The organism is uncultured Thiothrix sp. (genome assembly GCF_937876535.1).
In the GTDB taxonomy this organism is placed as follows: domain Bacteria; phylum Pseudomonadota; class Gammaproteobacteria; order Thiotrichales; family Thiotrichaceae; genus Thiolinea.
The window spans coordinates 75,730-101,102 of record NZ_CALFHZ010000018.1; the positions used below are offsets into that span (position 1 = coordinate 75,730).

Consider the following 25,373-nt stretch of genomic DNA (forward strand, 5'->3'; position numbering starts at 1 on the left):
CTTACTGTTATTTACTGGTAACCTGACAAAGGTTACCAGTGCTTTTTCTGAGCTGTGCTATAGTGCTGGCCTATTTTGAGCCACTTTGCTAATAAAAATGCGCACTACTTTTGTTCCGCCTTACCCTAAACGCCATGCCTCTGCTCTGGGTGGTATTGCCACTCTGTTAAGTGCCAAGCGCGATTTATTGTCTTTCTGGAGCGAAGACTCTTTCCGTTATCAATTCATGAGTCGGCGCATCTTAAACCGCTCGATTTTTATTGCGAATACACCCGAACTCGTCAAATACGTGTTCGTTACGCAAAAAGACAATTACGAAAGCAAAAGCCCGCAGATGCGTAAAGCGCTTGAACCACTCCTAGGTGATGGCTTATTCATTAGCGATGGTGAACTGTGGAAAAATCGGCGTTTGCTACAAAATGGCTTATTCGACACCACACATATTCAAGCGTATAGCCAAGTGATGGTTGATACCTCGGTAGAGATGCGCGAGCAATGGGCTAGCTTACCTGCTGGTTCTAAAGTCAGTGTACTTTCAGCGATGGGGCAACTCACTTCAGAAATTATTGCACGTACTCTATTTGGTGCACGTTTAGGGGAGGATGCCGCAGCCGTTATTAATGCGTTTGCTGAATATCAAGCGGCGATTGAGCAGATTCACGTCACTAATTTCTTAGGCTTGCCTGAGTGGATTCCGCTTGGCAGTTTAAAAATGGCGGCTGCGAAAAGCTCTGCTAAACGTATCCATGCGATTGTCGATCATGTGATTGCTAAAGGCGAACAAGGTGGTTACGAACATACTTTATTAAATGAACTACTGGCGGCTAATCAACGCACCAAAGGCGCAGCGATTTCCCGAGAAGGGATTCGTAATGAATTAATTGTGTTGTTTATGGCAGGGCACGAAACGACTGCGAATGCACTGTCTTGGGTTTGGTATTTACTCTCACAAGCCCCTGAAGTCGAAGCAAAAATGCATGCTGAAATTGATCGGGTACTTGCGGGGCGTTTGCCGACTTATGATGATGTACCGAATTTGCCTTATACCCGTGCAGTATTTGAAGAAACTATGCGCCTCTATCCACCCGTGCCGATTCTGTCACGTCAAGCTAAAGACGAGGATGTGATTCGGCGGCGCAAGATTCCAGCTGGCTCAATTATGCTGGTCGTACCTTGGTTACTGCATCGGCATAAAGATTATTGGGAGCAGCCCGATGCTTTTATTCCTGAGCGCTTTATGGATGTGAATAAACGCCCTGATAAATTCTTGTATCTACCCTTTAGTGTGGGGCCACGGGTCTGTATTGGCAAAATGTTTGGCCTGGTGGAAGCGGTATTGGCTATCTCGATTTTAGCCCAGCACTTCCGCCTGACTTTACCGCAAGGTACTGCGATTACACACGAGTGTCGCCTCACTTTACGTCCACGCGGTGCTTTAGAAATGAAGCTGGAACGCCGCTAATGGATTGTCGTCTGGGCTGTGCAGCCTGCTGCATTGCCCCTTCCATTAGCTCGCCCACTCCAAAACATCCTAAAGGTAAGGCGAGTGGAGTCGCTTGCTTGCATTTAAGCACCGAGCTGCGTTGCGAACTATTCGGGGATGCAGCTCGTCCCCAGGTCTGTTCGAGCTTGATGCCGACATCTGAAATGTGTGGCGAAAATCAAAAACAAGCTTTAGCCCATCTTTTTTGGCTAGAACAAGTCACCTCCTCTTAGATAAATTACTTTAAAATCAAATTAATAGATTAATTTTATTAATCCAATATTCATTATTGAGAATTCCAATTTTAGCCACTGCTTACTTTAAGCTATAACCGAATGTCGACATCTTTCTCTAAATCTTTAAGGAATTAGCTCATCATGACGGACAGAATCCAGCTCGGTAGTTTGCAGGTTTCCACACTTCTGCATAATTTCGTCAATCAGCAAGCGTTGCCCGGAACGGGAGTGGAGCCTGCGGCGTTTTGGGCTGGGCTGGAACAAATCGTGAATGAGCTAGCGCCACGTAATCGTGAATTGCTGGCTAAGCGTGATGCGCTGCAAGCTAAAATTGATGCTTGGCATGTGGCGAATAAAGGCCAGTTTGATTTCGCAGCTTATAAAGCTTTCTTACAAGAAATCGGCTATTTATTGCCCGAAGGTGCGGATTTTTCCATTAGCACTGAAAACGTCGATACCGAAATTGCCACCACCGCAGGCCCGCAATTGGTTGTACCGGTGATGAATGCGCGTTTCGCCTTGAATGCGGCGAATGCCCGTTGGGGTAGTTTGTATGATGCGTTGTATGGCACAGACGCGATTCCTTCGAGCGATGGTGCAGCGGCGGGCAAAGCTTATAATCCAGTGCGCGGTGCTAAGGTCATTGAATTTGCGCGTAAGTTCTTGGATGAAGCTGCACCTTTAGCCTCTGGTTCGCATCAGGATGCTACGAGCTACACGGTAGCGAATGGTGCTTTGCAAGTTACCCTAAAAGATGGCTCAACACTTGGTTTAAAACAGCCTGAGAAATTGGTTGGTTACAAGGGCGAAGCAGCCAATCCAAGTGCAGTTTTATTGAAAAACAATGGCTTGCATTTTGAAATTCAAATCAATCGCACCGGCACGATTGGTAGCAGTGATACAGCAGGCGTGAATGATATTCTGCTGGAATCGGCGCTGACCACGATTATGGACTGCGAAGATTCGGTCGCTGCGGTGGATGATGTGGACAAAGTGCTGATTTATAGCAACTGGCTCGGTTTAATGAAGGGCGATTTGCAAGAAGAAGTCAGCAAAGGCGGCAAAACTTTCACCCGCGCAATGAATCCCGATCGGGAATATACCGCTGCGCATGGCGGCAAGCTCAGTTTACACGGGCGTAGCTTATTATTTGTGCGCAATGTGGGTCATTTGATGACTAATCCAGCGATTCTCGACAAAGACGGCAAGGAAATTCCTGAAGGCATCATGGATGGCTATTTGACCTCGATGATTGCGATACATAATCTCAAGGGCAATACCAGCGCGAAAAACACTCGTACTGGCTCAGTCTATATCGTCAAGCCGAAAATGCATGGTCCTGAAGAAGTCGCCTTCACCAATACCTTATTCGAACGGATTGAAGATGCTTTGGGTTTGACGCGCAATACGCTAAAAGTTGGCATCATGGACGAAGAACGTCGCACGACTATCAATTTAAAAGAATGTATTCGTGCGGCGAAAGAGCGTGTGGTATTCATCAATACCGGCTTCTTGGACAGAACCGGCGACGAAATCCACACTTCGATGGAAGCGGGCGCAATGATTCGCAAAGGCGATATGAAAGCCGCTGCATGGATCAAAGCCTATGAAGATTCGAACGTAGATATTGGTTTGGCTTGTGGCTTGCAAGGGCGTGCGCAAATCGGTAAAGGCATGTGGGCGATTCCTGATCAAATGGCCAATATGCTAACCACCAAAATCGGTCATCCGCTGGCGGGCGCGAATACTGCTTGGGTTCCATCACCTACTGCCGCCACTTTACACGCCCTGCATTATCACCAAGTTGATGTGTTCAAGCGTCAAGATGAACTCAAGAGCCGCCAGCGTGCGAATGTGGATGATATTTTAACTGTGCCGGTGGCGAATAATCCAAATTGGAGCGCGGCAGAAATCCAGCAAGAATTGGAAAATAATGCCCAAGGTATTTTGGGTTATGTGGTGCGTTGGGTTAATCAAGGCGTGGGCTGCTCGAAAGTGCCGGATATTAATGATGTGGGTTTAATGGAAGATCGTGCAACCTTGCGTATTTCCAGCCAACATATGTGTAACTGGCTCTATCATGGTATTTGTACCGAAGCGCAAATTATGGAGGCTTTCAAACAAATGGCGGCTAAAGTTGATGCACAAAATGCTAATGATCCGACTTATACCAAAATGTCTGGCAACTTTGAAAAGAGTGTCGCCTTTAAAGCGGCTTGCGATTTAGTGTTTAAAGGCCGTGAACAACCGAATGGTTATACTGAGCCTTTACTGCATAAATATCGTCAGGAAGCGAAGGTGAAATTGTTTTTTTAAGTTGCCCTCACCCCAACGCCTCTCCCTTAAGGAGAGGGGTATAAAGAAGAAGCCGCGGTTAGAGCGGCTTTTTTGTGGCTGCTTAGTAGGTTTGGTTGATTTTAACAAGCTTGTGATTCTTGACCCCTCCCGTAGAAAACCTTAAAGATGCTCTTATTCTTGAGTGTTTGAAGCATGATTAGGGATGGGCAGTGAATGACGATGGCTTTAAATTTGCCGATTGCGCGTTATCAATTTGAATTGCGCGCTTCCACGGCCTTGAGTTTTCCGCCTTACGCCGGCTCGACTTGGCGTGGAGCGTTTGGGAATGCGTTAAAACGGGCAGTGTGTGTGACCGGCCAGCCACATTGTACGGGCTGTTTATTACAGCGTCGTTGTGTATATAGCCAAGTATTTGAAACACCCGCTGGTGCAGAACCTTTGTTAAGTAAAGGCAATGCTGCACCGCATCCTTTTATTTTACATCCCTTAGCCACTTCTGGGCAGCAGTATCAAGCCGGGGATCGTCTGCGGATTCAGTTAAGTTTAATCGGGCAGGCGATTCAGCAACTGCCGTATTTTATTCATAGTATTCAACAGATGGGGCAACGTGGGGTCGGGACAAAATTAGGTCGCTATGAAGTGCTGAAAGTCTGGCAGGAAACTAGCTTGGGCGCTGACAGTTGGGCTTGTATTTATGAAACTGGCAAAGCAGAAGGTTTGCAAGCGCTTGATACCGTAATTCCTGCTTTGCCGAATGCCCCTGAACATATCACTTTAAGATTCAAAACTCCCTTTCGAGGCGTGCATGGTGGGCGTTTAATGAATGACGCTATTTTTGATTTGGCTGGGTTTTTGATGGGTTTATTGCGACGTTTGTCGTTGTTAAGTGCTTATCATGCTCAGACTCGCTTAGAGCTTGATTTTAAGGCGTTTAGTACCGCAGCAAGACAATTAACGGCTTATGAGACTGAGTTACGCGGATTTGCGTGGACACGTTATTCGAGCCGCCAGCAAGGTTTGATTGCGATGGATGGGTTGCTCGGTGAATTTAGTTTGGCGGGTGAGGCTTGGCAAAGTTTTTGGCCGTGGTTGTGGTGGGGTCAATGGGTACATACGGGAAAAGGGACCGTAATGGGGCAAGGTGAGTATGAATTGCAGGTCATTGCTTGACCGCTGTTTCTGGGGTGCTACACTGTGTGGTGTTGGTCGTTTATTGAAGCATTTAGTGGTCATTCGAGCTGGATTTTTATGTATTGCTTAAAAATTTCTCATGCAAACTTTTTATACAGCTGTTTTTCTGCTAAGGGCCTTTGCAAGTTATTGATTTTAAAGGATTTTTTGACGCTAGCCGTTTGAATGTAGCCCTGATTTAGAAGGGATTAAGACACCCACCTTGTTTGATGTGTTCGTGTGTGATATGTTTGAATGTAGCCCTGATTTAGAAGGGATTAAGACAACTATTAGATAATGCAATAGCTTTTAAGCTATCGTTTGAATGTAGCCCTGATTTAGAAGGGATTAAGACCTACATAAAACTTGTTATATTTGTCTTTTTTTAATTGGTTTGAATGTAGCCCTGATTTAGAAGGGATTAAGACTGTTTAATTGTGCACACAATAAACTTGCGCCTATTGTTTGAATGTAGCCCTGATTTAGAAGGGATTAAGACTTTGTCGCCATAAGCAACGACATCTGGGTGCTTTTTAAGGTTTGAATGTAGCCCTGATTTAGAAGGGATTAAGACATCTATTACCTTTTGCTTTTTACTAACATCTTTTGTTTGAATGTAGCCCTGATTTAGAAGGGATTAAGACGATTACCCAATAATCTATTTAAACGTGATATATGTCGTTTGAATGTAGCCCTGATTTAGAAGGGATTAAGACCCTGATAAAATTTATAATCTTTTTCATTTAGAAAACGTTTGAATGTAGCCCTGATTTAGAAGGGATTAAGACGTGGGGCGTACTCAAGCGCCTGCCCTCTAGGGGCGTTTGAATGTAGCCCTGATTTAGAAGGGATTAAGACATCAGGTAGGATTTGAACCTACAACCAGCCGATTGTTTGAATGTAGCCCTGATTTAGAAGGGATTAAGACCGTTGGCATGTGCCATACCTACCCTTTGCTACCTGTTTGAATGTAGCCCTGATTTAGAAGGGATTAAGACCTGCCAAGCCCGCGACTATTTAGATTTTTAAAATAGTTTGAATGTAGCCCTGATTTAGAAGGGATTAAGACTGTGGTTTGCAGCGTTAGGTTTAATTTATTACTCCGTTTGAATGTAGCCCTGATTTAGAAGGGATTAAGACCCGGTACTCGTTTGTTTATTTGTTAAAGTTCAGATGTTTGAATGTAGCCCTGATTTAGAAGGGATTAAGACACCGGCCTGTTCTTTATCTCCGCCCAACGATAAAGTTTGAATGTAGCCCTGATTTAGAAGGGATTAAGACTTTAATATCAATGCCAGCACTCAACTTACCGGAGCGGTTTGAATGTAGCCCTGATTTAGAAGGGATTAAGACGAACGGGCAAACACCGCCGTTCTGTAGAGAGGCGTTTGAATGTAGCCCTGATTTAGAAGGGATTAAGACGTCTTCGCGGGTTTCAGCGAAGAAATTGTTACCGGTTTGAATGTAGCCCTGATTTAGAAGGGATTAAGACCCCTGAACAATCAGGGTAGTAACCGTTTTGAGCGTAGTTTGAATGTAGCCCTGATTTAGAAGGACAACCCCTCCCAACCTCCCCTTATCAGGGGAGGAGCATCAAGTCTTAAAAGATTAGCTCCCTTCTCTGATAAGGGAAGGGGCGGGAATGGGTTTCTAAACCCAGCCATAACAAATAAAAAAAGCAAGGACTAGGCTTTAAACTTACCCTTGCTTTGTAAAGACAACCCCTCCCAACCTCCCCTTATCAGGGGAGGAGCATCAAGTCTTAAAAGATTAGCTCCCTTCTCTGATAAGGGAAGGGGCGGGAATGGGTTTCTAAACCCAGCCATAACAAATAAAAAAAGCAAGGACTAGGCTTTAAACTTACCCTTGCTTTGTAAAGACAACCCCTCCCAACCTCCCCTTATCAGGGGAGGGGCATCAAGTCTTAAAAGATTAGCTCCCTTCTCTGATAAGGGAAGGGGCGGGGATGGGTTTCTAAACCCAGAGCTGAATCAGCTAGATTAAAAATACTTTTACCTTTTCAAGCATCTAATTAGCCGCTTATACTCCAAGGTATGAGTAACCCCATGCAACAGCCACATACCTATCCACGCCGTATTTTATTGGCGGTTGCAGCTAAATCACCGCAAATTATTACTGAAACGATTTATGCGCTAGCCACTGAAGAACCCTACTGGCTACCCACCGAATTGCATGTGATTACCACTGGACGCGGCGCAAAAACTATTCAAGCTGCTTTAAGCCCAGAAGGTGAGAATTGGTTGGCAAGATTATGTGAAGACTATCAGCTAGCACCGATTAAACTGCCCCCTCATCACCTACATATTATTACTGACCATCAAAATCAACCTTTAGAAGATGTCCGTAATAGCGCTGATAATGCTTGTGCGGCGGATTTTATTACCCAATTTGTACGCGACTTTACCGCTGACCCGAATTGTAGTTTATACGCATCTTTATCCGGTGGGCGACGCACGATGACTTATTATATGGGCTATGCCATGTCCTTATTTGGTCGCCATCAAGATCGTCTAACTCATGTACTGATTGAGGATGAATACTTTTTTAATAATCAGTTTTATTACCCCCCGCCTCAATCCAAGCTCATCAACTGCCAAGACGGTTCAACCGTAGATGCACAAACCATTGAAATTACGCTAGCCGATCTTCCCTTCATTCGCCTACGTGACACTTTGCCGATGGAGCTATTTAGCGGCAAACAGCGCTTCACTGATTTGATTGCTAAAGCTCAAGCACAAATCGCGCCCCCTAGCGTGCAATTTAATTGGAGTTTAAAACAACTCATTTGTGGTGACACAGCCATTAAAATGCCGCCACTACAACTCACTTTTTATGTTTGGATGCTGGATAGACGTGCTAAGAATCTCCCACCAATTAATTGGCTTACTCAAGAAAACCCCAGCCTTCAAACCCAAATTTTAAATATTTATAAACGCATTTATGGTGAAACAGGGCATTTCGAAAAAATTGAACGCGCCCTTGAGCATGAACTCAATCACACTTGGTTTCATGAACACAAGTCCAAAACTAATGCTTATCTCAAAAAACAACTCCGCCTCACTGAGCTACCCAATTACTTAATTCACTCACACGGCAATCGACCTAGCACTTGCTTTGGCCTCATCCTTCACAGCACGAGTATTAATTTAAGTGCAAGTGGAAAATTAACAATCTTGTCAAACTAGCATTCAGCGGCTGCTTATTGAATAATCAAAGCAGAACCCCGTCTTAAAATGCTTAAACCAAGGTTTTGCAATGATTCAGACTCAGCTCAAATCACCTCATATCATTGAGGCGACCTACCGTATTGTCACACCAATGTTTATTGGCGATGCCGAGCAACAGGCAACTGGAATTTCCCCCCAATCCGTTAAAGGCACTTTGCGGTTTTGGTGGCGAGCTTTGAATTGGGGCAGGATTCGTTCGCAGGAGAAAACTGATGAAGCTGCCTTAAAAATTTTGCATGAGCAGGAAGCAAAGTTATTTGGTATTGCAATGGATGAGAAACGCTCTAGCTTGAATGAAAGGCTGATACGCCAAAAGAAAAAGGATGAGTTAGTGGCCAATGGGCAAGGTAAATTTACCTTGCAGATACAACAACCCAAAAACCTTACCCCAGTTAAAGTCAAGGACTTAACCACTGCGGGTTTAAAATATTTATTAGGGATAGGGCTTTCACGAGATCAAGAACACACCGCTTTAAGCACTGATCAAAGTTTCATACTCAAGTTAATAATTCGTGATGCTTCGCAGGATGAAAAAAATAATTTGTGCGATACCTTATTAGTGTTTGGTTTATTGGGCGGGTTAGGCAGTCGTGCCAGAAAAGGTTTTGGGTCAGTTACCATCGAATCCTTATCGAATGGCAAAGAAGCTGTTGCTATACCTCAAAATATTGCTGAATTAAAAAACATGATTAGTCGCTGGAAATGTAATGTGGGGCTGCCAATGTTTACCGCATTTTCTAGCCAAACTCGTATTGATATAACAGCACAAGGCACTAAGCCATTGGAGCTTTTAAATATTGTTGGTGAGGAGCAGCAACTTTATCGCTCTTATGGGCAGAATGGATTTGTGAATGGCAAAAGGGCAGAAAGAAAATTTGCTTCCGATCATGATTTAGTTCTAGACGTCATCCGCACCAAAACTACTCACCATAGTATTCCAATGCGCTCTGTATTTGGGCTACCGCATAATTATTTCTTTTCCTCTGAGTTTAAAAAGATTAAAGATGAGGCACTTGCAAGAGGCATGAGTGAGCCAGATGCAAAAAAAGAAGCTCGGCGGAAATCTCAAGCAGAATTTTCAGCATCTGAAAAGAATCGAACAAGAAGAGCATCTCCATTATTTATCCACGTCCACCAATTTCCTGATAAAAAAGTAGCGGTCATACAAAGTTTATTACCCAGTGAGTTTTTGCCAGATAGAACGGCATTAGAGTTCAAGATGAGTAATAGCCCAAAGGACAAAGTGCAAGTTACTTTTAATGAGCAAGCCATGATTGATTGGCAAGTGATTCATACCTACATGGATCGTTTCACGGATAGGGTACACGTACTATGAATAAGAACCACTACTTCCACTTCACCCTAGGCCCCGTACAAGGCTTTGTATCCCAAGCTCGTCGTACCCGTGATTTCTGGGCAGGTTCGTTTATTTTGTCGTGGCTTTCTGCAGTAGCAATGAAAGCAGTTCATACTCAATATTCTGATAAAAAATTAGAGGAAGTCATTTTATTTCCTGCACCAGACCCTGAGTTTATGAAATGGCTAATTGACTCCAAAGAAAAAGATCCTAACCAAAAACCAACTCAAGGGAGTATTCCCAATCGTTTTAAAGCGTTGGTTGACGACAATTTTAAACCTGAATTAGTGACCAATGCAGTGCAAGAAGCTTGGAAAGCCTTGGCTGATAAGGTCTGGGATAGAGATTTAAAGAGCTTTGGACAAGAGTCTAAGCACTACACTATCTGGAAAAGTCAGGTTGAATCATTTTGGGATATAGCTTGGATTATTACAGGTGACATTGAAGATAGCTCCGCCCTAGATCGTCGTAAAAACTGGCGTACTTACACCCCCTCTGAAGAGGAAGGTGTTAAGTGTTTTATGATGGATGGTTGGCAGGAGCTTTCTGGAGTGTCCTCACCTAAGCGTGAGGATATGAATGAATTTTGGAATAAAGTGCGTGGTGTTGATAAAGAAGGTCAATCTATCGAGAGTGAGCATAACGATAAAGACAAAAAAACCCTTTTTTATGACATAAATGAGGGTGAAGCGCTTTGTGCGATTGCGTTTATTAAACGTCGTTTTAGCCGTCATTTTGATCTGGTAGTAAAAGATTTTAAAGCGAGCGACCAGGGCTTTAAGATTAACTGGGTAATCAAAGGCTGGCCTGTACCTGATAATGTACCCTCTGTGACTTATATGGCAGCTGTGCATTGGTTGGAGCAGCTACTTCAAGAGCCACGCCCTAATGATGCTATGTTAGACGGGTTTCATGCCTTGGCTTTCGATTTGACTGGCAAACAATACAGTGAGATTCACACCAACATTAAGTGTTTAAAAGTCTTCAAAGAAAACCTTCTCCTCAAGAAAATACTAGCGCTAGATGGCAATGTTTTTTTTCCAACCGAACTAGAAAATCCACGCATCTTTTCTAAGAAAAACCCCAAGAGCATACAGCAGGCTCAAACCCTAAGCGCTTTAAAAACTATTACACAACGAGCAAAAGAGCTTAAAGCTGCACAGAGCAAGAAGCTTGAAACTATAACTCCGTTCTACGCCATTTTACTCATGGATGGTGACTCACTCGGCGAAAAAATGAGTAATAAAGACTTTCAGCATCCCATCACTAAAGGATTGGAGGAGTTTACAAAGAAAGTACCTTACATCGTTTACAACAAAAATGGCTTTCTCGTTTATGCTGGTGGTGATGATGTCTTAGCGATTTTGCCATTGGAAGATGCTCTTCCTTGTGCAGTAGCCTTGCGTGAACATTATATGAATTGCTTTAAAGCTAAACCTGATGAAGATCGTATCGCTGTCGATACCACTATCTCTGCCGCCATTGAATTTGTACATATCCATACCCCATTCACCAAAGTGCTTAAAGACTCCCACAAGCTACTGGATGACGTAGCTAAAGACGGTAGCGGTCGGGATGCACTTGCCGTGCGTGTCTGGAAGCCAGGTGGCTTACAGATTGAATGGTCGCAGCCTTGGGAAATTGTTTTAGATAAAGAAGGCCATGCTGAAGTCTGTAACTTGGCTCAAAAATTCAAAAAAAACAATCAAACCACTGAAGACTTTTCCAATAAGTTTCTCTACAAAATTCGCGAGCGTTTTGACCTATTAAACCCACCTAAAGACAAAGAGGATAAATACACCGACTTTTCTGTTTTCAATGATGAAACGAAAGCGATTCAGTTGATGACGATGGAGTATATGAATGCTTACAACAAGAAAGAATTGAGTTACGACACTGCAAAAGCTGTAGTAACTCGCTTAATGAAGCAATGCCGTCCTGTAAAGCGTGATAAAAATCATCCAACTAATCCAGAAAACTGGCTGCAAGTGGATATCAAGGATTTAAACGATAGCTTTATTGAAAAACATCAGTTGAGCAAAGATAAAAATAAAGCGGCTGACAAAATAAATAAACCAACACTAGAAAAATTCAAAATTTGGGAGGCTGATGCTGCTTTGTTAGTACGTTTCCTTGCACAAAAAGGAGTGGATCACTCATGAGTAAAGATAAAAACAAAGCTCATAAACAGCCACCTATTCACTATGGCAAAAAGGAAAAAACCAATAACCACCACAATGCTTCGACTACTTCCTCTAAGTTGACACCAGCAGCAACACAAACACACAAACAACCATGTAAAGACGTGATCGTACGTCCAATGCCTAAAGAAGCGGATACACCTTTAGATTTTACGAAGTCTATTAGCTTGCAATTCAGTGCAGTGGATACGCTTTTTTTCCGCGAAACCCGTCCAATGGAATCACAAGGCGAATTACAAAGTGTTTTTCCGCCTTCAGTGCGTACTTTAGCAGGTGCGGTGCGAAGCTGGATTGGTGAGGGTTGGCTTGATGAAACAGAAAAGCCTACCGACTGGAAAGATTTTAGTGAAAAAGAAGACTATCCATTAAGGAAAATTATTGGTTTTGGTGACGATTTAGGGGATCTCAAATTTCAGGGTGCTTGGCTAAATTTAGCAGGCGAACGCCTTTATCCCACGCCTTTAAATCTGATGAAAACCAAACAGGATGAGCTCTTTTTCTTAAAACTTGATCAACCTATTGAATGTGATCTAGGCAAGAAGGTGCGCCTAGCAACCTTTCCTAGTAATGAGGAACGTTATAAAGGCGGTAAAGCTTTAGAAAACACGTGGTTGACCGCAGCTGATCTAAGCAAAGTGTTGGAAGGTAATGCACCTAATCAGAAGATTGATATTAAAAAGGCAGACAAGCTCTTCGAGCGCGAATCACGTCTAGGTATTGCCCGCGATAATCAAAAGCGTGGGGTAATTGAAGGCTTATTGTATCAAACCCAACATGTGCGCCCTAACACTGAACTATTAGTGGAGTTAGATGTAGTAGCAGGTTTGCCTGAAATGCCCGCGCAAACAGTTGTGCGTTTAGGCGGCGAAGGTCGCCCAGCTCAAATAAAATTGGCTCAACAAACTACCCCGTTGCTAACCACCATTGAAGCAGCAGCGATTAAAAACAATAAGTTGGCCTTGTATTTGTTAACGCCTCTACCCATTCAAACTAAGGAAATTTTGCCCAACTTCACTAAGCAAGAATACCCTGAGCAAACAGTTTGGGTTGGCGAGTTAAACGGTGTCAGTCTGAAGCTACATGGTGCTGTAACAGGCAAAGTGTTACGTGAGGGTGGATGGGATATGGCAAAGCATGCCCCTAGAAAAGTCACCAACTTTATCCCCGCTGGCAGCGTTTTTTACCTTGAGCTAATGGATGGCAGCACTGCCAAACAAGCCTTATCTGCTCTACATAATCAGCAAATTGGCACATTCACAGAATATGGTTTTGGTCACGTCGCGGTCGGCGTTTGGAACGATAAATCAAAGGATTAACTCATGACACAAGCAACAGCAATTTTAGGTTTATTAGCACAAACGTCGATTCATGCAGGCACAGGCTCGAATACAGGCGTGATTGACTTACCGATTCAGCGTGAGGGGCATAATGGTTATCCTTGTGTGTTTGGATCTTCGATGAAAGGCGCTTTGCGTAATCATGCCGAAAATAAATATGGCAAAATTAATGCTAGTGTCACCTATGTATTTGGTCCTAATACTAACGGAGCAAGCGATCATGCTGGTTCCCTAATAATCAGTGATGCACGCTTACTATTGCTTCCGGTTCGGTCACTTACTTCTGCTTTTAAATGGGTGACTTGCCCTGATGTACTAAAACGCTATCAACGTGATGCTCAACGATTTAATTATAATGTTTCAGAGTTTAGTATCGAAATAGGTGAGGAAGAAGCCTGGGTACATACTGGTGATAATACAAGCAACGATTTATTTCTCGAAGAGTATCGTTTTAGTCAGTGTGATAGAGATTTAAGCCAAATTATCGACCAACTTTCCGCGTTAATGCAGCGTAGTGATGCTAAGAGTGTTCTAGAAAAACAGCTAGTCATAGTCAGTGACACAATGTTTGCTCACCTTTGCCAACACGCAACTCCCGTGAATGCCCACATAGCCATTGACTCTACTAGCAAAACTGTCACAGGTGGTGCTTTGTGGTATGAGGAAACGCTGCCTCCTGAAACACTCCTGTACCTAGGCTTATCCGCAAATAAGGTACGCAAACCTGATGAAAAGAATATTAAAGTAGATCTCCCTCCAGACGACTCTCCAACTTGGGTCTTAAAAGCTGTTACTGATTTATTTGATACAAAACCATGGCTGCAAGTCGGGGGCAATGAAACAGTGGGTATGGGCTGGTGTGCGGTTAAACTGCTAGAGGGAGATAAGAAATGACGCAAACTATTCAACAACAGCGTGCCGCTTATGCAATGAAGAGGGTGCTAGATGCTGCTAATGATGTATCTATTCATAGTGAATATAAAAGCTACGCTTCTAGCTTACCAGCAATGATACACACCAATGGTCTAGGACAAGCTGCTGCTTTCTTTAGATCAAAATCCGCGTTTGATAAAGAACAAAGCCGCAGAACCACTAAGGAAAAAGCCTATTTTCTTTTGTATCAAACTCTCTCTGACTGGCTTTGTGGGCAAGGTAATACGATTACACCGATGCCAAAACAACCTTACAGCAAACCCCATAAAGATAAACCTGCAGAAAACTATCAAGATATGTTGGAAGGCATAATACACGAAGATATGCATGCTTATCGTCTTGCACAAGCTGAAGCTCAAGCACTCATGGGTTGGGTCAAAAAATTTGCAAAAGCGTTTATGGTCGATAAGTCTAATGATCAACAAAACGCATCAGACAAGGCATCCTCATGACACTACCCATTTATAGCCCGATACAAAAGCAAGAGCCTAATTTCTCTAATGATAGTCACAGAGGGCTTCTGTTTGAGCGATTTTTTAATGCCTATGAAGATAATTTCAGTATCTTAAAAAGTAAAAAAATTGATGGTAAAGATAAAGATGAAAGCCCTCGAACAGATTGGCTAATCAAATCATTTACTAGATCAGATGTTGGGATTTCAGACGAGCTTACTCGTTATACAAAAAACCAAATTGAATTAACCACTGCACTTGCGGGAAAGTGCGTAGCTTTTAAGTCATCTTGGCATTTTGTTACAGGCATGGGCAACCCTCACCCTGTTGAAAATGGCTTTTCATGGCATCCAACGCTAGGCGTTCCTTATTTAACAGGTGCAGCGGTCAAGGGCTTGATACGCAGTTATTTTGAAAATAACTATAGTGAACTAGATAAAGAAGGAATCTTGTGGCAATGGTTTGGTAGCACCGACAAAGATTCTAAAAAACAGACTAAAGACTACCCAGCTATAGCAGGTGAGGTTATTTTTTTTGATGCAGTTCCCCTTGAGCCTGTCCAATTAGGTGTCGATGTTATGACGCCGCACCTAGGCGACTGGTATGAAAAAGGAGATACCATTCAGAATATTGCTACCGAACCTAATAATGTGCCTGCCGATTGGCATGACCCTGTTCCTGTAACATTTTTAGTAGCTAAAAACATCACTTTATTGTTTAGTTTTACTCTGCGCACATTTGAGCGTAATCCAGCGGACAAAAGAAAGCCAGTGAAGTTGGATGACGTAGGCTGTGTGCTAGAGCAAGCCTTAGACTATGCAGGCGCTGGGGCAAAAACTGCAACTGGTTATGGGAGTTTTAAGTTTACCGATGAAGCGTTAAAAGAGCACTCTAGTAGATTTAAAACACTACTAACTAAATGGCAAGAAAATGAAGAAATTACTCGTATCAAGAAAATGACACTAGAGGATCGTAAGTTATTTGAGTTACAAAAATCACTCAATCATGATAAAGAAAAAGGCATTAAACAAGCTGGTGGAACTACCAGTAACCAATTAGCGAATCTATTGGAAGAAGGTAAAACTTGGAGTTTTGAATACCGAATAAGATTATCGGACTTAGCCGAAGCGGTCTATAACTGGCATGGATGGGGGCCAAAACATAAAGTTGATAGCAAAAAAACCGTTTTAGCCCTGCTAAAAAGCACTTCATGAACTGGACTACCTTCTGGGACATCCTCGACAAAATCGGTATTTTCGCGGCGGTGGCGAGTATTTTCGTCTCGCTGTCGATTCGGGCTTATTTATGGCGCAAGGAAAAGCGCGATAATGCTTTGATTGATATTCGGCTGCATTGTCCTAACCCTGAGACCCTGATTACCTTGCAAGGACAGATTCGGCGCAAGAATCTGACGCGGGCTGAGGTGCAGGGTTTGCTTGGGATTTTACCCATGAAAGAAAAGGGCAAACGCTATGAATTGCAGGCTTTGAATCAAAAGGCGTTTTTTGATGCATTGGAAGAAGCTCAGGTAAATGCTGAGATTCATGAGCTGGTGATTGAGTGTAGTGCTAAGGAGTTGGAGCAGTTTGATCTTGGAAGCCAAGCTGACAACTAATAGGCCTTTCTATTCCTTCAGGTTTATGTGAATATACAACCAGTCACAACCAGTCAAAATTGAGATATAGCATGATAGCCATACAGTCAAACGAAGTCAAAACACGCTTTGCTGAAGTATTGCGCAAAGTAGAAAGCGGGCAAGAAATCGGCATCACTCGTCATGGGAAATTGATAGCGAAGTTATTACCTTGTGAGGCAGAACCTTCTAGTAAACAAATAGCTATCCAAAAGCTTAAAGCGTTTCGCAAACACAACTTATCAGCGGACGAGTCTATTGCGGATTGGCGTAATGAGGGACGACGTTAATGTTTGTCCTTGATTGCTCAGTTGCTTTGGCATGGTGTTTTGATGATGAGGCCAGCGATTATACTGATAAAGTTTTAGATTGTTTGGCCTCGCAAACTGCATTAGTGCCACGTATTTGGCACTTGGAAGTGTTGAATGTGTTGTTAGTGGGTGAGCGGCGTCATCGTATTCAACCTAATGAAACTCAAGAGTTTTTAAACCTATTGCAAGCACTCGATATTCAGACCGATAAATACTCCCCCGTGATTGAACAAGATGAGTTATTGGAATTGGCGCGAACACATCAGCTTTCTTCTTATGATGCTGCTTATTTGGCTTTAGCTTTAAGGGAAAGATTGCCACTCGCCACACAAGATAGGCGTTTGAAGCAAGTCGCTGAAAGCTTGGGTTGTTTTTTTCAGGTTTGATTAATTAAGAGAGGCAACGCGGTGCATACTTTAGTAACGCTATTGGGCGACCCTAAAATTCAATCTGATGGTAGTTATGTTGAAACTACTTATCAGTTTGAGAATGGTAATAAATCCAGCTTAACGAGCTACACCAGCTTTGCCATTAAAGAGCAATTTAAACCTGATAAAATGGTAGTTCTTGGAACAACAAAGAGTGCATGGCATTTACTAATAAAATACTGCCTACTGAAAAATCAAATGCCTAACAATCAAGAACCCATTCATTCCCTTCTGAGTCGCCTGAAAGCTGATTATGATAAAGATGCTGTAAGGCAGTCAGATTTAAATGAGGCCGCCAAACTACTTTCTTCAATAGATAAAGATCACTGTTGCTATGAATTGCGCTTAATACCTTATGGGCGTAATAAAAATGAGCAAACAGAAACATTGCAAATTATGATGGACTGTTTTGCAGATAATAAGCAATCACAAGAAGCAACACTTGATGTAAGCAACGGTTTAAGACATTTACCTATGCTAATGCAACAAAGTGCACTGCTATTGCAATCCTTGAGAGGTGTGAAAATAAATAATATATTTTATGGTGCTTTTAATATTGCTCAGGATAATATAACACCTATTATGGCCTTAGATGGAATGCTAGAAATTGATCGTTGGACCAAAGCACTGCATCGTTATGAGCAAGATGGAGACTACACAGCGTTTAAAGAGCCATTGCAGCATGAAAAACTCCCTAATAATGCCTTAACAGCATTGGGAGAGGCAGCGTATTATGAGCGCATCTTTAATTTGACAGAGGCTGGAAAGCATCTCGCTATAATCAAGAAGCATCTTCCAGATAAATTTGATGGTATTGGCGGGTTTTTCACTAAGCAATTCAATAAACATATAGCATGGTCTGACAATTTAGCTTTACAAGAGCGCCAAAGTGATTTAGCTCATTTTTATCTCAATCAAGGTGATTTTGTGCGAGCAGCTATCTTTGGTGTTGAGGCATTCATTACTTCTTTACTGCTCTCAACTGAAAAAAGAAATCAGCAAAATTTTCGTACTAGGAATAGAGCATCAAAAGAATTCAAAAGCTCAAGTGAAAGCGGACAAATTTCTAGTAGAGGTGATATAGCTTTATATCCCACCTTTGAAAAATTAAGTCGTATACGTAACTCATTAGCTCACGGAACTGAAGCCCAGCAGGATATTGCTCATTTAATGATTAACCCCACAGACTTAAAAAGCTGCTTGTTGGAGCTATTTGACCTCTTAGGCATTAACAAAGAGAAAGATGATAACCTATGACCACCTACTTCATTTCCCGCCATTCCGGTGCGATTGCTTGGGCGCAGTCGCAGGGGTTTCAGGTAGATCAGCAGTTGGCGCATTTTGATGTGAAGGTTGTGAATGCGGGCGATGTGATTTTAGGGACGTTGCCGGTGAATTTGATTGCTGAGGTGAATGAGCGCGGTGGGCGTTATTTTCATTTAACCTTGGAGTTACCTGCGGAGTTGCGGGGGCAGGAATTAACGGCAGAGATTATGCAGGCGTATGGGGCGCGTTTAGAAGCATTTACTGCACAGAAAGTTTAGTTAGTTTTTTTCTAATTAATAAAGCCAGATTGGGTTGAGCCTAGTCTGGCTTTTTTATTGGTGCCTTGTTAGTTCATGTATTTGACAAGCTTGTCGAAACTAACTATCCCCTATTTTTCAGGCATGATGTGATGAGTTTGTTAAAGGAATGCCTGATGGATCACCGCCTATTTATTTTCGCTGCTCTTAAGTTTTTCTGTGCTGTTAGCCGAGCTATTTTATGAGCGGGCGTTGCTTGTATTTGGCTTCTTATGATGTCTGTGAAGATGATCGGTTGCGGGCAGCTTTGGCTTGTGTGCGGGCTTATGCCACGGGTGGGCAAAAGTCAGTGCATGAGGTCTGGTTGACGACCGCTGAAAAAGGCGAGTTGTTATTGGAAATGAATTTAATCCTGAATCTGCGTGAGGATAGTTTTTTGCTTATCCGGCTTGATCCACGGCAGCATGTTTATACCTTAGGCATTGCTATTCCACCGAGTAATCCTGATTGGTTTTATGTGGGTTAGACCGATGAGCACTCTTTATTTAGATCATCAATATCTGAGTTTAAAACTAGAGGGTGAAACGCTGGTCACTTGGTTGCAGGATCAGCGTCAACGCCCCATTCCTTTGGCTTTATTAAAGCGTGTAGTGTGTTTGAGTAATGTGCAATTAGAAACGAATCTGCTGGGCGCGTTAGCCGAGCGTGGGATTGCGTTTATGGTGGCGAATCCACGCAAACCGAAGCGACGCGCCTTATTACTCGGGCAAGGCCACAATGATGCCAGTTTGCGTTTATTGCATTATCGCTTGGCACAAGATGCGGCTTGGCGGTTGCAATGTAGCCGTGAATTATTAGGCGCTAAATTCAAAGCACAATTACGCACTTTAAGCGAAATGCAAGCGCAGCGCCCTGAGCAGCGCCACACTTTCTGGAAGGCTGAGCAACAAATTCAACAGTATTTAAGTAGCTTGGCTGAGGCAGCCGGTTTGGAGAATTTGTTGGGTTTAGAGGGTGCAGCCGCACGGGCTGGGTTTATGGCCTTAGCTGCGGTGCTACCGGATTCCTTAGGCTTTACGGGGCGTAAGCGTCGACCCCCACCTGATCCAGTAAATGCGAGTTTATCGCTAGCGTTTACTCTGCTGCATTATCGGGCGGTTCAGGTATTGCATACCCAAGGTTTAGAGCCTTTATTGGGCTTTTATCATGAGGTCAGCTTTGGGCGTGAATCCTTAGCTTCAGATTTGATTGAGGTGTGGCGTCCGACTATTGAGGCTTGGGTTTGGACACAGTTCAGCCAGCAGCGGTTGCGGGCGCAGCATTTTAAAACGGATGCGAATGGCTGCTTTTTGGATAAGGCTGGTCGAGCTATTTTCTTTGCAGAAATTGAGGCTTGTTTGCGCCCCCTGACGCGAGCTTTGCGCTGGCAAACACGAGCGCTAATTCGACAGATGCGCGCTTGGGAGGAGGTGGCTGAATGACTGAAGCACGTCAAGCTTTATATTTAGATAGTTTGCAGGCTGATTCTGTGAGTTTGGAGACCGTGGCTTTGCGGGTGCGAACGCATGAGCAGTTAATGTTGTTTTATCCGTTACGGCGGATTGCGCGCATTGTAGTCACGGGCAAGGTAGAGTGGCAAACGGCTGCTTTGGTAGCTTGTTTAGATTATGGCATCCCCTTGGCTTTTCGGGAGCGAAATGGGCGTTTGATCGGGCATTGCTTAAGTGAGCGCAGTAATCAAACACCGCTAGAGGCATTGGTGACGGCGTGTGCCGATCATCCAGAGGGTGATGCTTTGTATCAGCAGTGGCGCAGCCAAGAAGAATATCAGTGGGTGCAGCGCGCGGGGCGCACCCGCCATTATCATTTGCAAGGGCGTTTGGCTTATCAGGTGATGGGGCAAGTTGAGCGCTGGGTGCAGGTGCAATTGCCTTGTCGCTTCGCGCAATTTACGGCTCAATTGCAAGCACCGATTGCCAGCCATGTGAGCGAAGTGCTAGCGGCTTATGGTTTTAGTGACAATATTCATTTACCGACTACGCGGCGGGTGCATTTGGCACGTGATCTGGGGCAGTTATTGAGCTTGGAAGTGTATTGGTTGGTGTTGCGCGGTGAGCGTCCGATTTTGCATGCGCAGCGGGGTTTGCGTTATAGCCTGATTGCTTTTTATGAGGAGCATCAAGCGCATTTTGAAGAGCGGGCGCGGATTGCTTTGAATCGTTTGTGGCGGCAGTTAAAAACCTTAGAGGTGGATTAATGGCTAAACCACGGTTTCCACATATTATTAGTTACGATATTGCTGAGCCAAAGCGCTTGAAACGGATTCATCGGTTTTTGAAAAAGGTGGCTTTGCCTTTGCAATATTCGGTGTTTTTAATCGAGGCGGATGCTAAGCGCATTGAGCAGCTCATGAAGCAATTGGCGCTGATGATCAAGGCGCGTGAAGATGATATTCGGATTTATCCGCTGCCCCTTCAGCCTGATTGGTGTGCTGTGGGCAAGCCGTTGTGGGATGAGGGCATGTTATTGACCGGTCTTAAATTACCGAGTGCTATGCAGTTAAAAGCAGAAACTTTTTGGGATGAGCATGCACGCTCATTGACCCAAGTAAAAAGCTAGCGGTACACTGTTCGTCGTGTTGAGTTCTTTCACAATTGAGTGGGTAAATTAGCTAGATTTTTATGCATTGCTTAAAAATTTCTCATGCAAACTTTTTATACAGCACTTTTTCTGCTAAGTGCCTCTGTAAGTTGTTGATTTTTAAGGCTCGCCAGACACGAGCCGTTTGAATGTAGCCCTGTTTTAGAAGGGATTAAGACTAAATTCTGACAATACATAACCCATTTTAAAATCGTTTGAATGTAGCCCTGTTTTAGAAGGGATTAAGACGCGCTTTGTAGTGAAATCTTCAAATTCTGATGGGTTTGAATGTAGCCCTGTTTTAGAAGGGATTAAGACTCATCTAACCATGCTTTAAAAGTCATTTTTAAATCGTTTGAATGTAGCCCTGTTTTAGAAGGGATTAAGACTAAGTCAATGCGCTTTGTAGTGAACTCTTCAAATGTTTGAATGTAGCCCTGTTTTAGAAGGGATTAAGACTTTGAATTCATTCATCCATTAGGCGCTATAAGCCGAAGTTTGAATGTAGCCCTGTTTTAGAAGGGATTAAGACGTTTCATAGAAACCCTTGAGGAACATATCGGCTTGTTTGAATGTAGCCCTGTTTTAGAAGGGATTAAGACAAAGTCGTTTCTGCTTTTTTCCCCGAAACTCCAGTTTGAATGTAGCCCTGTTTTAGAAGGGATTAAGACAAAATAGAATGCTTATATTTGCAACTCAAAAAAAGTTTGAATGTAGCCCTGTTTTAGAAGGGATTAAGACCCATTCGCAGGCATGTGCCTGCTCCTTATCTAAAGTTTGAATGTAGCCCTGTTTTAGAAGGGATTAAGACAAACAATTCGCTCTTACTAAACATATCAACCTCGTTTGAATGTAGCCCTGTTTTAGAAGGGATTAAGACACCGTCAATGTGAACAACTAACGGTTTTTGTGCCGTTTGAATGTAGCCCTGTTTTAGAAGGGATTAAGACGCAATTGCTTGCCAATTTGCCGCTACATAGCGGTTTGAATGTAGCCCTGTTTTAGAAGGGATTAAGACCATAGTTTTTATTAATTATATCTTTTTTCGAAAGTTTGAATGTAGCCCTGTTTTAGAAGGGATTAAGACAAACTCATTTTGCTACTCCTTAGATTTAAACTGTGTTTGAATGTAGCCCTGTTTTAGAAGGGATTAAGACATAAGTGTATCATGAGCACCCCCTGAAATATAAACGTTTGAATGTAGCCCTGTTTTAGAAGGGATTAAGACCAACTCAATCAATATGTGTATAGATTATCGCTTGTTTGAATGTAGCCCTGTTTTAGAAGGGATTAAGACTTGTGGGACAAGTTCACTGTGAACCGTTCCCGCCGGTTTGAATGTAGCCCTGTTTTAGAAGGGATTAAGACGCTCTTCATAGATCACAATGTCTTCAATCATCTCTTGTTTGAATGTAGCCCTGTTTTAGAAGGGATTAAGACGAGGTTGTTAATAACGAGGTGATTTTGACATTAACGTTTGAATGTAGCCCTGTTTTAGAAGGGATTAAGACAGAGGCTTGACATTGTTGATGGCGAATTAGTTGAGGTTTGAATGTAGCCCTGTTTTAGAAGGGATTAAGACTCAGCTAAAAAGCCGAGCCGCTCACAAATGCGTGTTTGAATGTAGCCCTGTTTTAGAAGGGATTAAGACGATAGTGTGGCAGGGTCAATGTCGCCCTCACAGGGTTTGAATGTAGCCCTGTTTTAGAAGGGATTAAGACTTGCTTCCATGATCTCCATTGAAGTTTCACGAGAGTTTGAATGTAGCCCTGTTTTAGAAGGGATTAAGACATCAGATGCAGCGCAGATTAGATAATTGCAGCCCGTTTGAATGTAGCCCTGTTTTAGAAGGGCAACCCCTCCCAACCTCCCCTTATCAGGGGAGGAGCATCAAACCTTAAAAGATTAGCCCCCTTCCCTGATAAGGGAAGGGGCGGGGATGGGTTTCCACACGCAGCTCTGATAAGGGAAGGGTCGGGGATGGGTTTCCACACGCAGCTCTGATAAGCGAAAGGTCAGGGATGGGTTTCTAAATACAACAAACAAAGAGCTAGGGATAGACTTACCACTCAGCAGCGCAACTAGCACTCAAAACACAGAGCTGTCTAAGCTTGCCCGATGAAAGACAACTGCTACCAACCCTATAAATCTACCCTTGTTCCACTAGCCCGAGCTAACCGCAAACAGCCTACACCCGCTGAAGCACTGATCTGGTCAAAACTGCTGCGCAACCGTCAATTAGCGGACTTCAAGTTTCTACGCCAGAAACCCATTGATGGCTATATCGTGGACTTTTATTGTTCTGCTTTAGGCTTAGTCATTGAAATTGATGGCAGCAGCCATGCCAATCAAATAGAGTATGACTATGAGCGAACACGCATCCTCAATGCCTACGGTTTACAAGTCATTCGATATACTAATAAGCAAGTTCTATCTCAACTACCCGAGCTTCGCTTACACCTTTTAGAGCTAATCCAATCCAGACAAGCAGGCCCCGGCAGTCTATGTTAATAATAAGCTTCAACCATCAGCGAGGGTTATCAAATGAGGTTCATTTTCAAAGTTTTAAGCGTGTTGGTTTTTTGTTTAGCTGCTCAGCTCACACCCAGTTATGCCGAAACAAATACAGCCTATCAAACACCAAAAATCATTACTGGAACTGGAGTCCGTGTACGTGCTAATCCTACCGTGTCAGCGGCTGAAGTAGGCAAGTTACCCTTTGGCACTGTGCTTGTGACTCAGCAGCGCTCGCCCGCCCAATCCACAATTGGCGCTAAAAAGGACTATTGGTATAGCGTGAATACCCCAGTCAAAGGTTGGGTATTTGGTGGTTTGCTGCAAGACTATGATGCGCAAAATCCCGATAGAATTGCCGTACAGCTGATTCGCAGCAAACTAGGTAAAGCCGACCGACTTGCAGATACTGGCACACTCAATTTCAATGATGCTCTCGAAGTCAGTCAATTTGCCCAACAAGCAGCTAGTAAAGCAAAAACAGTTGATTTAGCAGGTGATTTACAACTCGCTTATCTACAAGCTGTACAGCAAGGTCTATTTGCCATTCCCATCAATCAGGAAAAGAAACCACCGTATGCACCTTGGATTAAGTCTTTGGGCAACCAAGTGTTTTATCACGAATTAGCAGGCGGCTATTACGTCGACACACGCATCTTTTGGAAGCTAGCAGATCATTATAAACAAGCTCAAATCGGTGATGTCATTGCATGGCAAGCCGCCCATGCCGCCTTAGGCGGGGAATGTGAGGGCTTTGTAGACTGCGTGTCTTATCGAATGCAAATTACTCAAGGTGAATACCTTAAGCGCTATCCTAAAGGGCAGTACGTGACTCTAGCTTTGAAAGAAATCAATCAAGATTTAGAATTTATGCTCAAGGAAGCACCCCAGCAAAAAGAAAATATTAAAGAAATCGACTTTGCCCTGTGGGATAAAATCCTCGCTCCCTTAGGGTCTAGCCCAAATTTAGAACAGACCAAGCAATATTTGAAAAAAATTAAAGCTCTTGGTAAATAAAGTTGAGTTCCGTAACCTTCCCTCTGCTTGAGGGAAGGCTCAAGAAAGAATCGCTGTACAGGTTATTTAATCACACCGCACACCATCCGCGCACCACCACCACCCAAAGCGGCTGGATGATCCGCATGATTATCCCCACCCGCATGAATCATTAAAGCACGCCCGCTTAAATCAGCGAGTTTTAAACGGGGCGCTAAGACTGGGTTCGTTGCCTTACCCTCACTATCCACATAAAGCGCTGGCAAATCCCCTAAATGACCGTCGCCCCAAGGTAAACCATGTTTGCCCGTTTTGGTTGGATCATAATGCCCACCTGCAGCTAAGGCTGCCGTCATCTTGCCGTCTTTTTCTTTAGGCTCACAGCTTGGATTTTCATGTACATGAAAACCATGTAAACCGGCAGGTAAACCCGCTAAATTCGGGGTAAAGACTACACCATAAGGCGTTTCGCTAATCACAACTTGTCCTAGCTCGCCGGCAATGCCTTTATCATCAACCGCATTCATGGTGACGGTTAAATCCGCTGCCATACTTGCAGTGCTGAGCACTAATAAACAACCCAATAAACTAGACTGAAATAAAGCTTTCACGC

General features: G+C 43.4%; 23 protein-coding genes and 2 CRISPR repeat arrays. Of the genes, 22 read left to right on the forward strand and 1 reads right to left on the reverse strand.

From position 1 onward, the window contains the following. Window positions 1-97 precede the first annotated feature (97 nt). The 22 genes from Q0230_RS09425 to Q0230_RS09530 all read left to right on the forward strand — a co-directional run bounded on the left by Q0230_RS09425 (window position 98) and on the right by Q0230_RS09530 (window position 24,781). On the forward strand, window positions 98-1,462 hold the full coding sequence (locus Q0230_RS09425; protein ID WP_298609722.1) for a cytochrome P450: 1,365 nt from the start codon (window positions 98-100) through the stop codon (window positions 1,460-1,462). Continuing rightward, on the forward strand, window positions 1,462-1,716 hold the full coding sequence (locus tag Q0230_RS09430; RefSeq protein WP_298609723.1) for a YkgJ family cysteine cluster protein: 255 nt from the start codon (window positions 1,462-1,464) through the stop codon (window positions 1,714-1,716). Before Q0230_RS09425 ends, Q0230_RS09430 begins: the two co-directional genes overlap by 1 nt. Before the next feature lie 144 nt (window positions 1,717-1,860). Then, window positions 1,861-4,035 (forward strand): malate synthase G, encoded by a 2,175-nt coding sequence (locus Q0230_RS09435; protein WP_298609724.1) that lies wholly within the window; start codon window positions 1,861-1,863, stop codon window positions 4,033-4,035. 195 nt (window positions 4,036-4,230) lie between these two features. After that, window positions 4,231-5,187: a CRISPR system precrRNA processing endoribonuclease RAMP protein Cas6 gene (cas6, locus tag Q0230_RS09440; protein ID WP_298609725.1), complete on the forward strand. Its 957-nt coding sequence runs from the start codon at window positions 4,231-4,233 to the stop codon at window positions 5,185-5,187. Between the two features lie 180 nt (window positions 5,188-5,367). Continuing rightward, a CRISPR array of direct repeats spans window positions 5,368-6,751; the repeat unit is 36 nt; unit sequence GTTTGAATGTAGCCCTGATTTAGAAGGGATTAAGAC. Window positions 6,752-7,253: 502 nt separating this feature from the next. After that, window positions 7,254-8,393: a CRISPR-associated ring nuclease Csm6 gene (gene csm6 / locus Q0230_RS09445; protein WP_298609726.1), complete on the forward strand. Its 1,140-nt coding sequence runs from the start codon at window positions 7,254-7,256 to the stop codon at window positions 8,391-8,393. Window positions 8,394-8,463: 70 nt separating this feature from the next. After that, entirely contained in the window at window positions 8,464-9,771 is a 1,308-nt protein-coding gene (gene cmr1 / locus Q0230_RS09450) for a type III-B CRISPR module RAMP protein Cmr1 (RefSeq protein ID WP_298609727.1), read from the forward strand. Next, entirely contained in the window at window positions 9,768-11,954 is a 2,187-nt protein-coding gene (cas10, locus tag Q0230_RS09455; RefSeq protein WP_298609728.1) for a type III-B CRISPR-associated protein Cas10/Cmr2, read from the forward strand. Before cmr1 ends, cas10 begins: the two co-directional genes overlap by 4 nt. Next, window positions 11,951-13,309, forward strand: coding sequence for a type III-B CRISPR module-associated protein Cmr3 (gene cmr3, locus Q0230_RS09460; RefSeq protein ID WP_298609730.1), 1,359 nt, complete (start codon window positions 11,951-11,953; stop codon window positions 13,307-13,309). Before cas10 ends, cmr3 begins: the two co-directional genes overlap by 4 nt. A gap of 3 nt (window positions 13,310-13,312) precedes the next feature. Beyond that, a complete protein-coding gene (gene cmr4, locus Q0230_RS09465) occupies window positions 13,313-14,224 on the forward strand; it encodes a type III-B CRISPR module RAMP protein Cmr4 (RefSeq protein WP_298609731.1) in 912 nt (303 codons plus the stop codon). After that, window positions 14,221-14,715: a type III-B CRISPR module-associated protein Cmr5 gene (cmr5, locus tag Q0230_RS09470; RefSeq protein WP_298609732.1), complete on the forward strand. Its 495-nt coding sequence runs from the start codon at window positions 14,221-14,223 to the stop codon at window positions 14,713-14,715. The genes cmr4 and cmr5 overlap by 4 nt, the downstream gene beginning before the upstream one ends. Further along, window positions 14,712-15,929, forward strand: coding sequence for a type III-B CRISPR module RAMP protein Cmr6 (gene cmr6, locus Q0230_RS09475; RefSeq protein ID WP_298609733.1), 1,218 nt, complete (start codon window positions 14,712-14,714; stop codon window positions 15,927-15,929). Before cmr5 ends, cmr6 begins: the two co-directional genes overlap by 4 nt. Continuing rightward, window positions 15,926-16,330 (forward strand): hypothetical protein, encoded by a 405-nt coding sequence (locus Q0230_RS09480; RefSeq protein ID WP_298609734.1) that lies wholly within the window; start codon window positions 15,926-15,928, stop codon window positions 16,328-16,330. The genes cmr6 and Q0230_RS09480 overlap by 4 nt, the downstream gene beginning before the upstream one ends. 71 nt (window positions 16,331-16,401) lie before the next feature. After that, entirely contained in the window at window positions 16,402-16,638 is a 237-nt protein-coding gene (locus tag Q0230_RS09485; protein ID WP_298609735.1) for a type II toxin-antitoxin system Phd/YefM family antitoxin, read from the forward strand. After that, entirely contained in the window at window positions 16,638-17,045 is a 408-nt protein-coding gene (locus Q0230_RS09490) for a type II toxin-antitoxin system VapC family toxin (protein ID WP_298609736.1), read from the forward strand. The genes Q0230_RS09485 and Q0230_RS09490 overlap by 1 nt, the downstream gene beginning before the upstream one ends. Before the next feature lie 21 nt (window positions 17,046-17,066). After that, window positions 17,067-18,344 (forward strand): TIGR02221 family CRISPR-associated protein, encoded by a 1,278-nt coding sequence (gene csx2 / locus Q0230_RS09495; protein ID WP_298609737.1) that lies wholly within the window; start codon window positions 17,067-17,069, stop codon window positions 18,342-18,344. Beyond that, a complete protein-coding gene (gene csx16, locus Q0230_RS09500; RefSeq protein WP_298609738.1) occupies window positions 18,341-18,631 on the forward strand; it encodes a CRISPR-associated protein Csx16 in 291 nt (96 codons plus the stop codon). The genes csx2 and csx16 overlap by 4 nt, the downstream gene beginning before the upstream one ends. Before the next feature lie 220 nt (window positions 18,632-18,851). Continuing rightward, entirely contained in the window at window positions 18,852-19,136 is a 285-nt protein-coding gene (locus Q0230_RS09505) for a CRISPR-associated endonuclease Cas2 (RefSeq protein ID WP_298609739.1), read from the forward strand. Window positions 19,137-19,140: 4 nt separating this feature from the next. Beyond that, complete coding sequence (cas1, locus tag Q0230_RS09510; RefSeq protein ID WP_298609740.1) at window positions 19,141-20,091, forward strand: CRISPR-associated endonuclease Cas1; 951 nt, start codon at window positions 19,141-19,143, stop codon at window positions 20,089-20,091. Beyond that, entirely contained in the window at window positions 20,088-20,867 is a 780-nt protein-coding gene (locus Q0230_RS09515; protein ID WP_298609741.1) for a CRISPR-associated endonuclease Cas1, read from the forward strand. The genes cas1 and Q0230_RS09515 overlap by 4 nt, the downstream gene beginning before the upstream one ends. Then, window positions 20,867-21,229 (forward strand): CRISPR-associated endonuclease Cas2, encoded by a 363-nt coding sequence (gene cas2 / locus Q0230_RS09520; RefSeq protein ID WP_298609743.1) that lies wholly within the window; start codon window positions 20,867-20,869, stop codon window positions 21,227-21,229. The genes Q0230_RS09515 and cas2 overlap by 1 nt, the downstream gene beginning before the upstream one ends. Window positions 21,230-21,393: 164 nt before the next feature. After that, a CRISPR array of direct repeats spans window positions 21,394-23,111; the repeat unit is 36 nt; unit sequence GTTTGAATGTAGCCCTGTTTTAGAAGGGATTAAGAC. Window positions 23,112-23,368: 257 nt separating this feature from the next. Beyond that, window positions 23,369-23,761, forward strand: coding sequence for an endonuclease domain-containing protein (locus tag Q0230_RS09525; RefSeq protein ID WP_298609744.1), 393 nt, complete (start codon window positions 23,369-23,371; stop codon window positions 23,759-23,761). Window positions 23,762-23,794: 33 nt separating this feature from the next. Continuing rightward, window positions 23,795-24,781, forward strand: a complete 987-nt coding sequence (locus Q0230_RS09530; RefSeq protein ID WP_298609745.1) for an SH3 domain-containing protein — start codon at window positions 23,795-23,797, stop codon at window positions 24,779-24,781. Between the two features lie 62 nt (window positions 24,782-24,843). On the opposite strand, the gene sodC is transcribed toward Q0230_RS09530, so the two are convergent. Next, window positions 24,844-25,344, reverse strand: a complete 501-nt coding sequence (sodC, locus tag Q0230_RS09535; RefSeq protein WP_367274133.1) for a superoxide dismutase [Cu-Zn] SodC — start codon at window positions 25,342-25,344, stop codon at window positions 24,844-24,846. Between the last annotated feature and the right edge of the window lie 29 nt (window positions 25,345-25,373).

Bases quoted from the DNA above. Each gene is read 5' to 3' on its own strand.
- Q0230_RS09430 (WP_298609723.1), top strand. From the start codon at position 1,462: ATGGATTGTCGTCTGGGCTGTGCAGCCTGCTGCATTGCCCCTTCCATT.
- csx16 (WP_298609738.1), top strand. From the start codon at position 18,341: ATGACCACCTACTTCATTTCCCGCCATTCCGGTGCGATTGCTTGGGCG.
- cmr6 (WP_298609733.1), top strand. From the start codon at position 14,712: ATGACACTACCCATTTATAGCCCGATACAAAAGCAAGAGCCTAATTTC.
- csm6 (WP_298609726.1), top strand. From the start codon at position 7,254: ATGCAACAGCCACATACCTATCCACGCCGTATTTTATTGGCGGTTGCA.
- cas1 (WP_298609740.1), top strand. From the start codon at position 19,141: ATGAGCACTCTTTATTTAGATCATCAATATCTGAGTTTAAAACTAGAG.
- cmr1 (WP_298609727.1), top strand. From the start codon at position 8,464: ATGATTCAGACTCAGCTCAAATCACCTCATATCATTGAGGCGACCTAC.
- cmr3 (WP_298609730.1), top strand. From the start codon at position 11,951: ATGAGTAAAGATAAAAACAAAGCTCATAAACAGCCACCTATTCACTAT.
- Q0230_RS09505 (WP_298609739.1), top strand. From the start codon at position 18,852: ATGAGCGGGCGTTGCTTGTATTTGGCTTCTTATGATGTCTGTGAAGAT.
- Q0230_RS09425 (WP_298609722.1), top strand. From the start codon at position 98: ATGCGCACTACTTTTGTTCCGCCTTACCCTAAACGCCATGCCTCTGCT.
- cas2 (WP_298609743.1), top strand. From the start codon at position 20,867: ATGGCTAAACCACGGTTTCCACATATTATTAGTTACGATATTGCTGAG.
- Q0230_RS09485 (WP_298609735.1), top strand. From the start codon at position 16,402: ATGATAGCCATACAGTCAAACGAAGTCAAAACACGCTTTGCTGAAGTA.
- Q0230_RS09435 (WP_298609724.1), top strand. From the start codon at position 1,861: ATGACGGACAGAATCCAGCTCGGTAGTTTGCAGGTTTCCACACTTCTG.
- Q0230_RS09530 (WP_298609745.1), top strand. From the start codon at position 23,795: ATGAGGTTCATTTTCAAAGTTTTAAGCGTGTTGGTTTTTTGTTTAGCT.
- Q0230_RS09480 (WP_298609734.1), top strand. From the start codon at position 15,926: ATGAACTGGACTACCTTCTGGGACATCCTCGACAAAATCGGTATTTTC.
- cas6 (WP_298609725.1), top strand. From the start codon at position 4,231: ATGACGATGGCTTTAAATTTGCCGATTGCGCGTTATCAATTTGAATTG.
- cas10 (WP_298609728.1), top strand. From the start codon at position 9,768: ATGAATAAGAACCACTACTTCCACTTCACCCTAGGCCCCGTACAAGGC.
- Q0230_RS09490 (WP_298609736.1), top strand. From the start codon at position 16,638: ATGTTTGTCCTTGATTGCTCAGTTGCTTTGGCATGGTGTTTTGATGAT.
- cmr5 (WP_298609732.1), top strand. From the start codon at position 14,221: ATGACGCAAACTATTCAACAACAGCGTGCCGCTTATGCAATGAAGAGG.
- Q0230_RS09515 (WP_298609741.1), top strand. From the start codon at position 20,088: ATGACTGAAGCACGTCAAGCTTTATATTTAGATAGTTTGCAGGCTGAT.
- Q0230_RS09525 (WP_298609744.1), top strand. From the start codon at position 23,369: ATGAAAGACAACTGCTACCAACCCTATAAATCTACCCTTGTTCCACTA.
- cmr4 (WP_298609731.1), top strand. From the start codon at position 13,313: ATGACACAAGCAACAGCAATTTTAGGTTTATTAGCACAAACGTCGATT.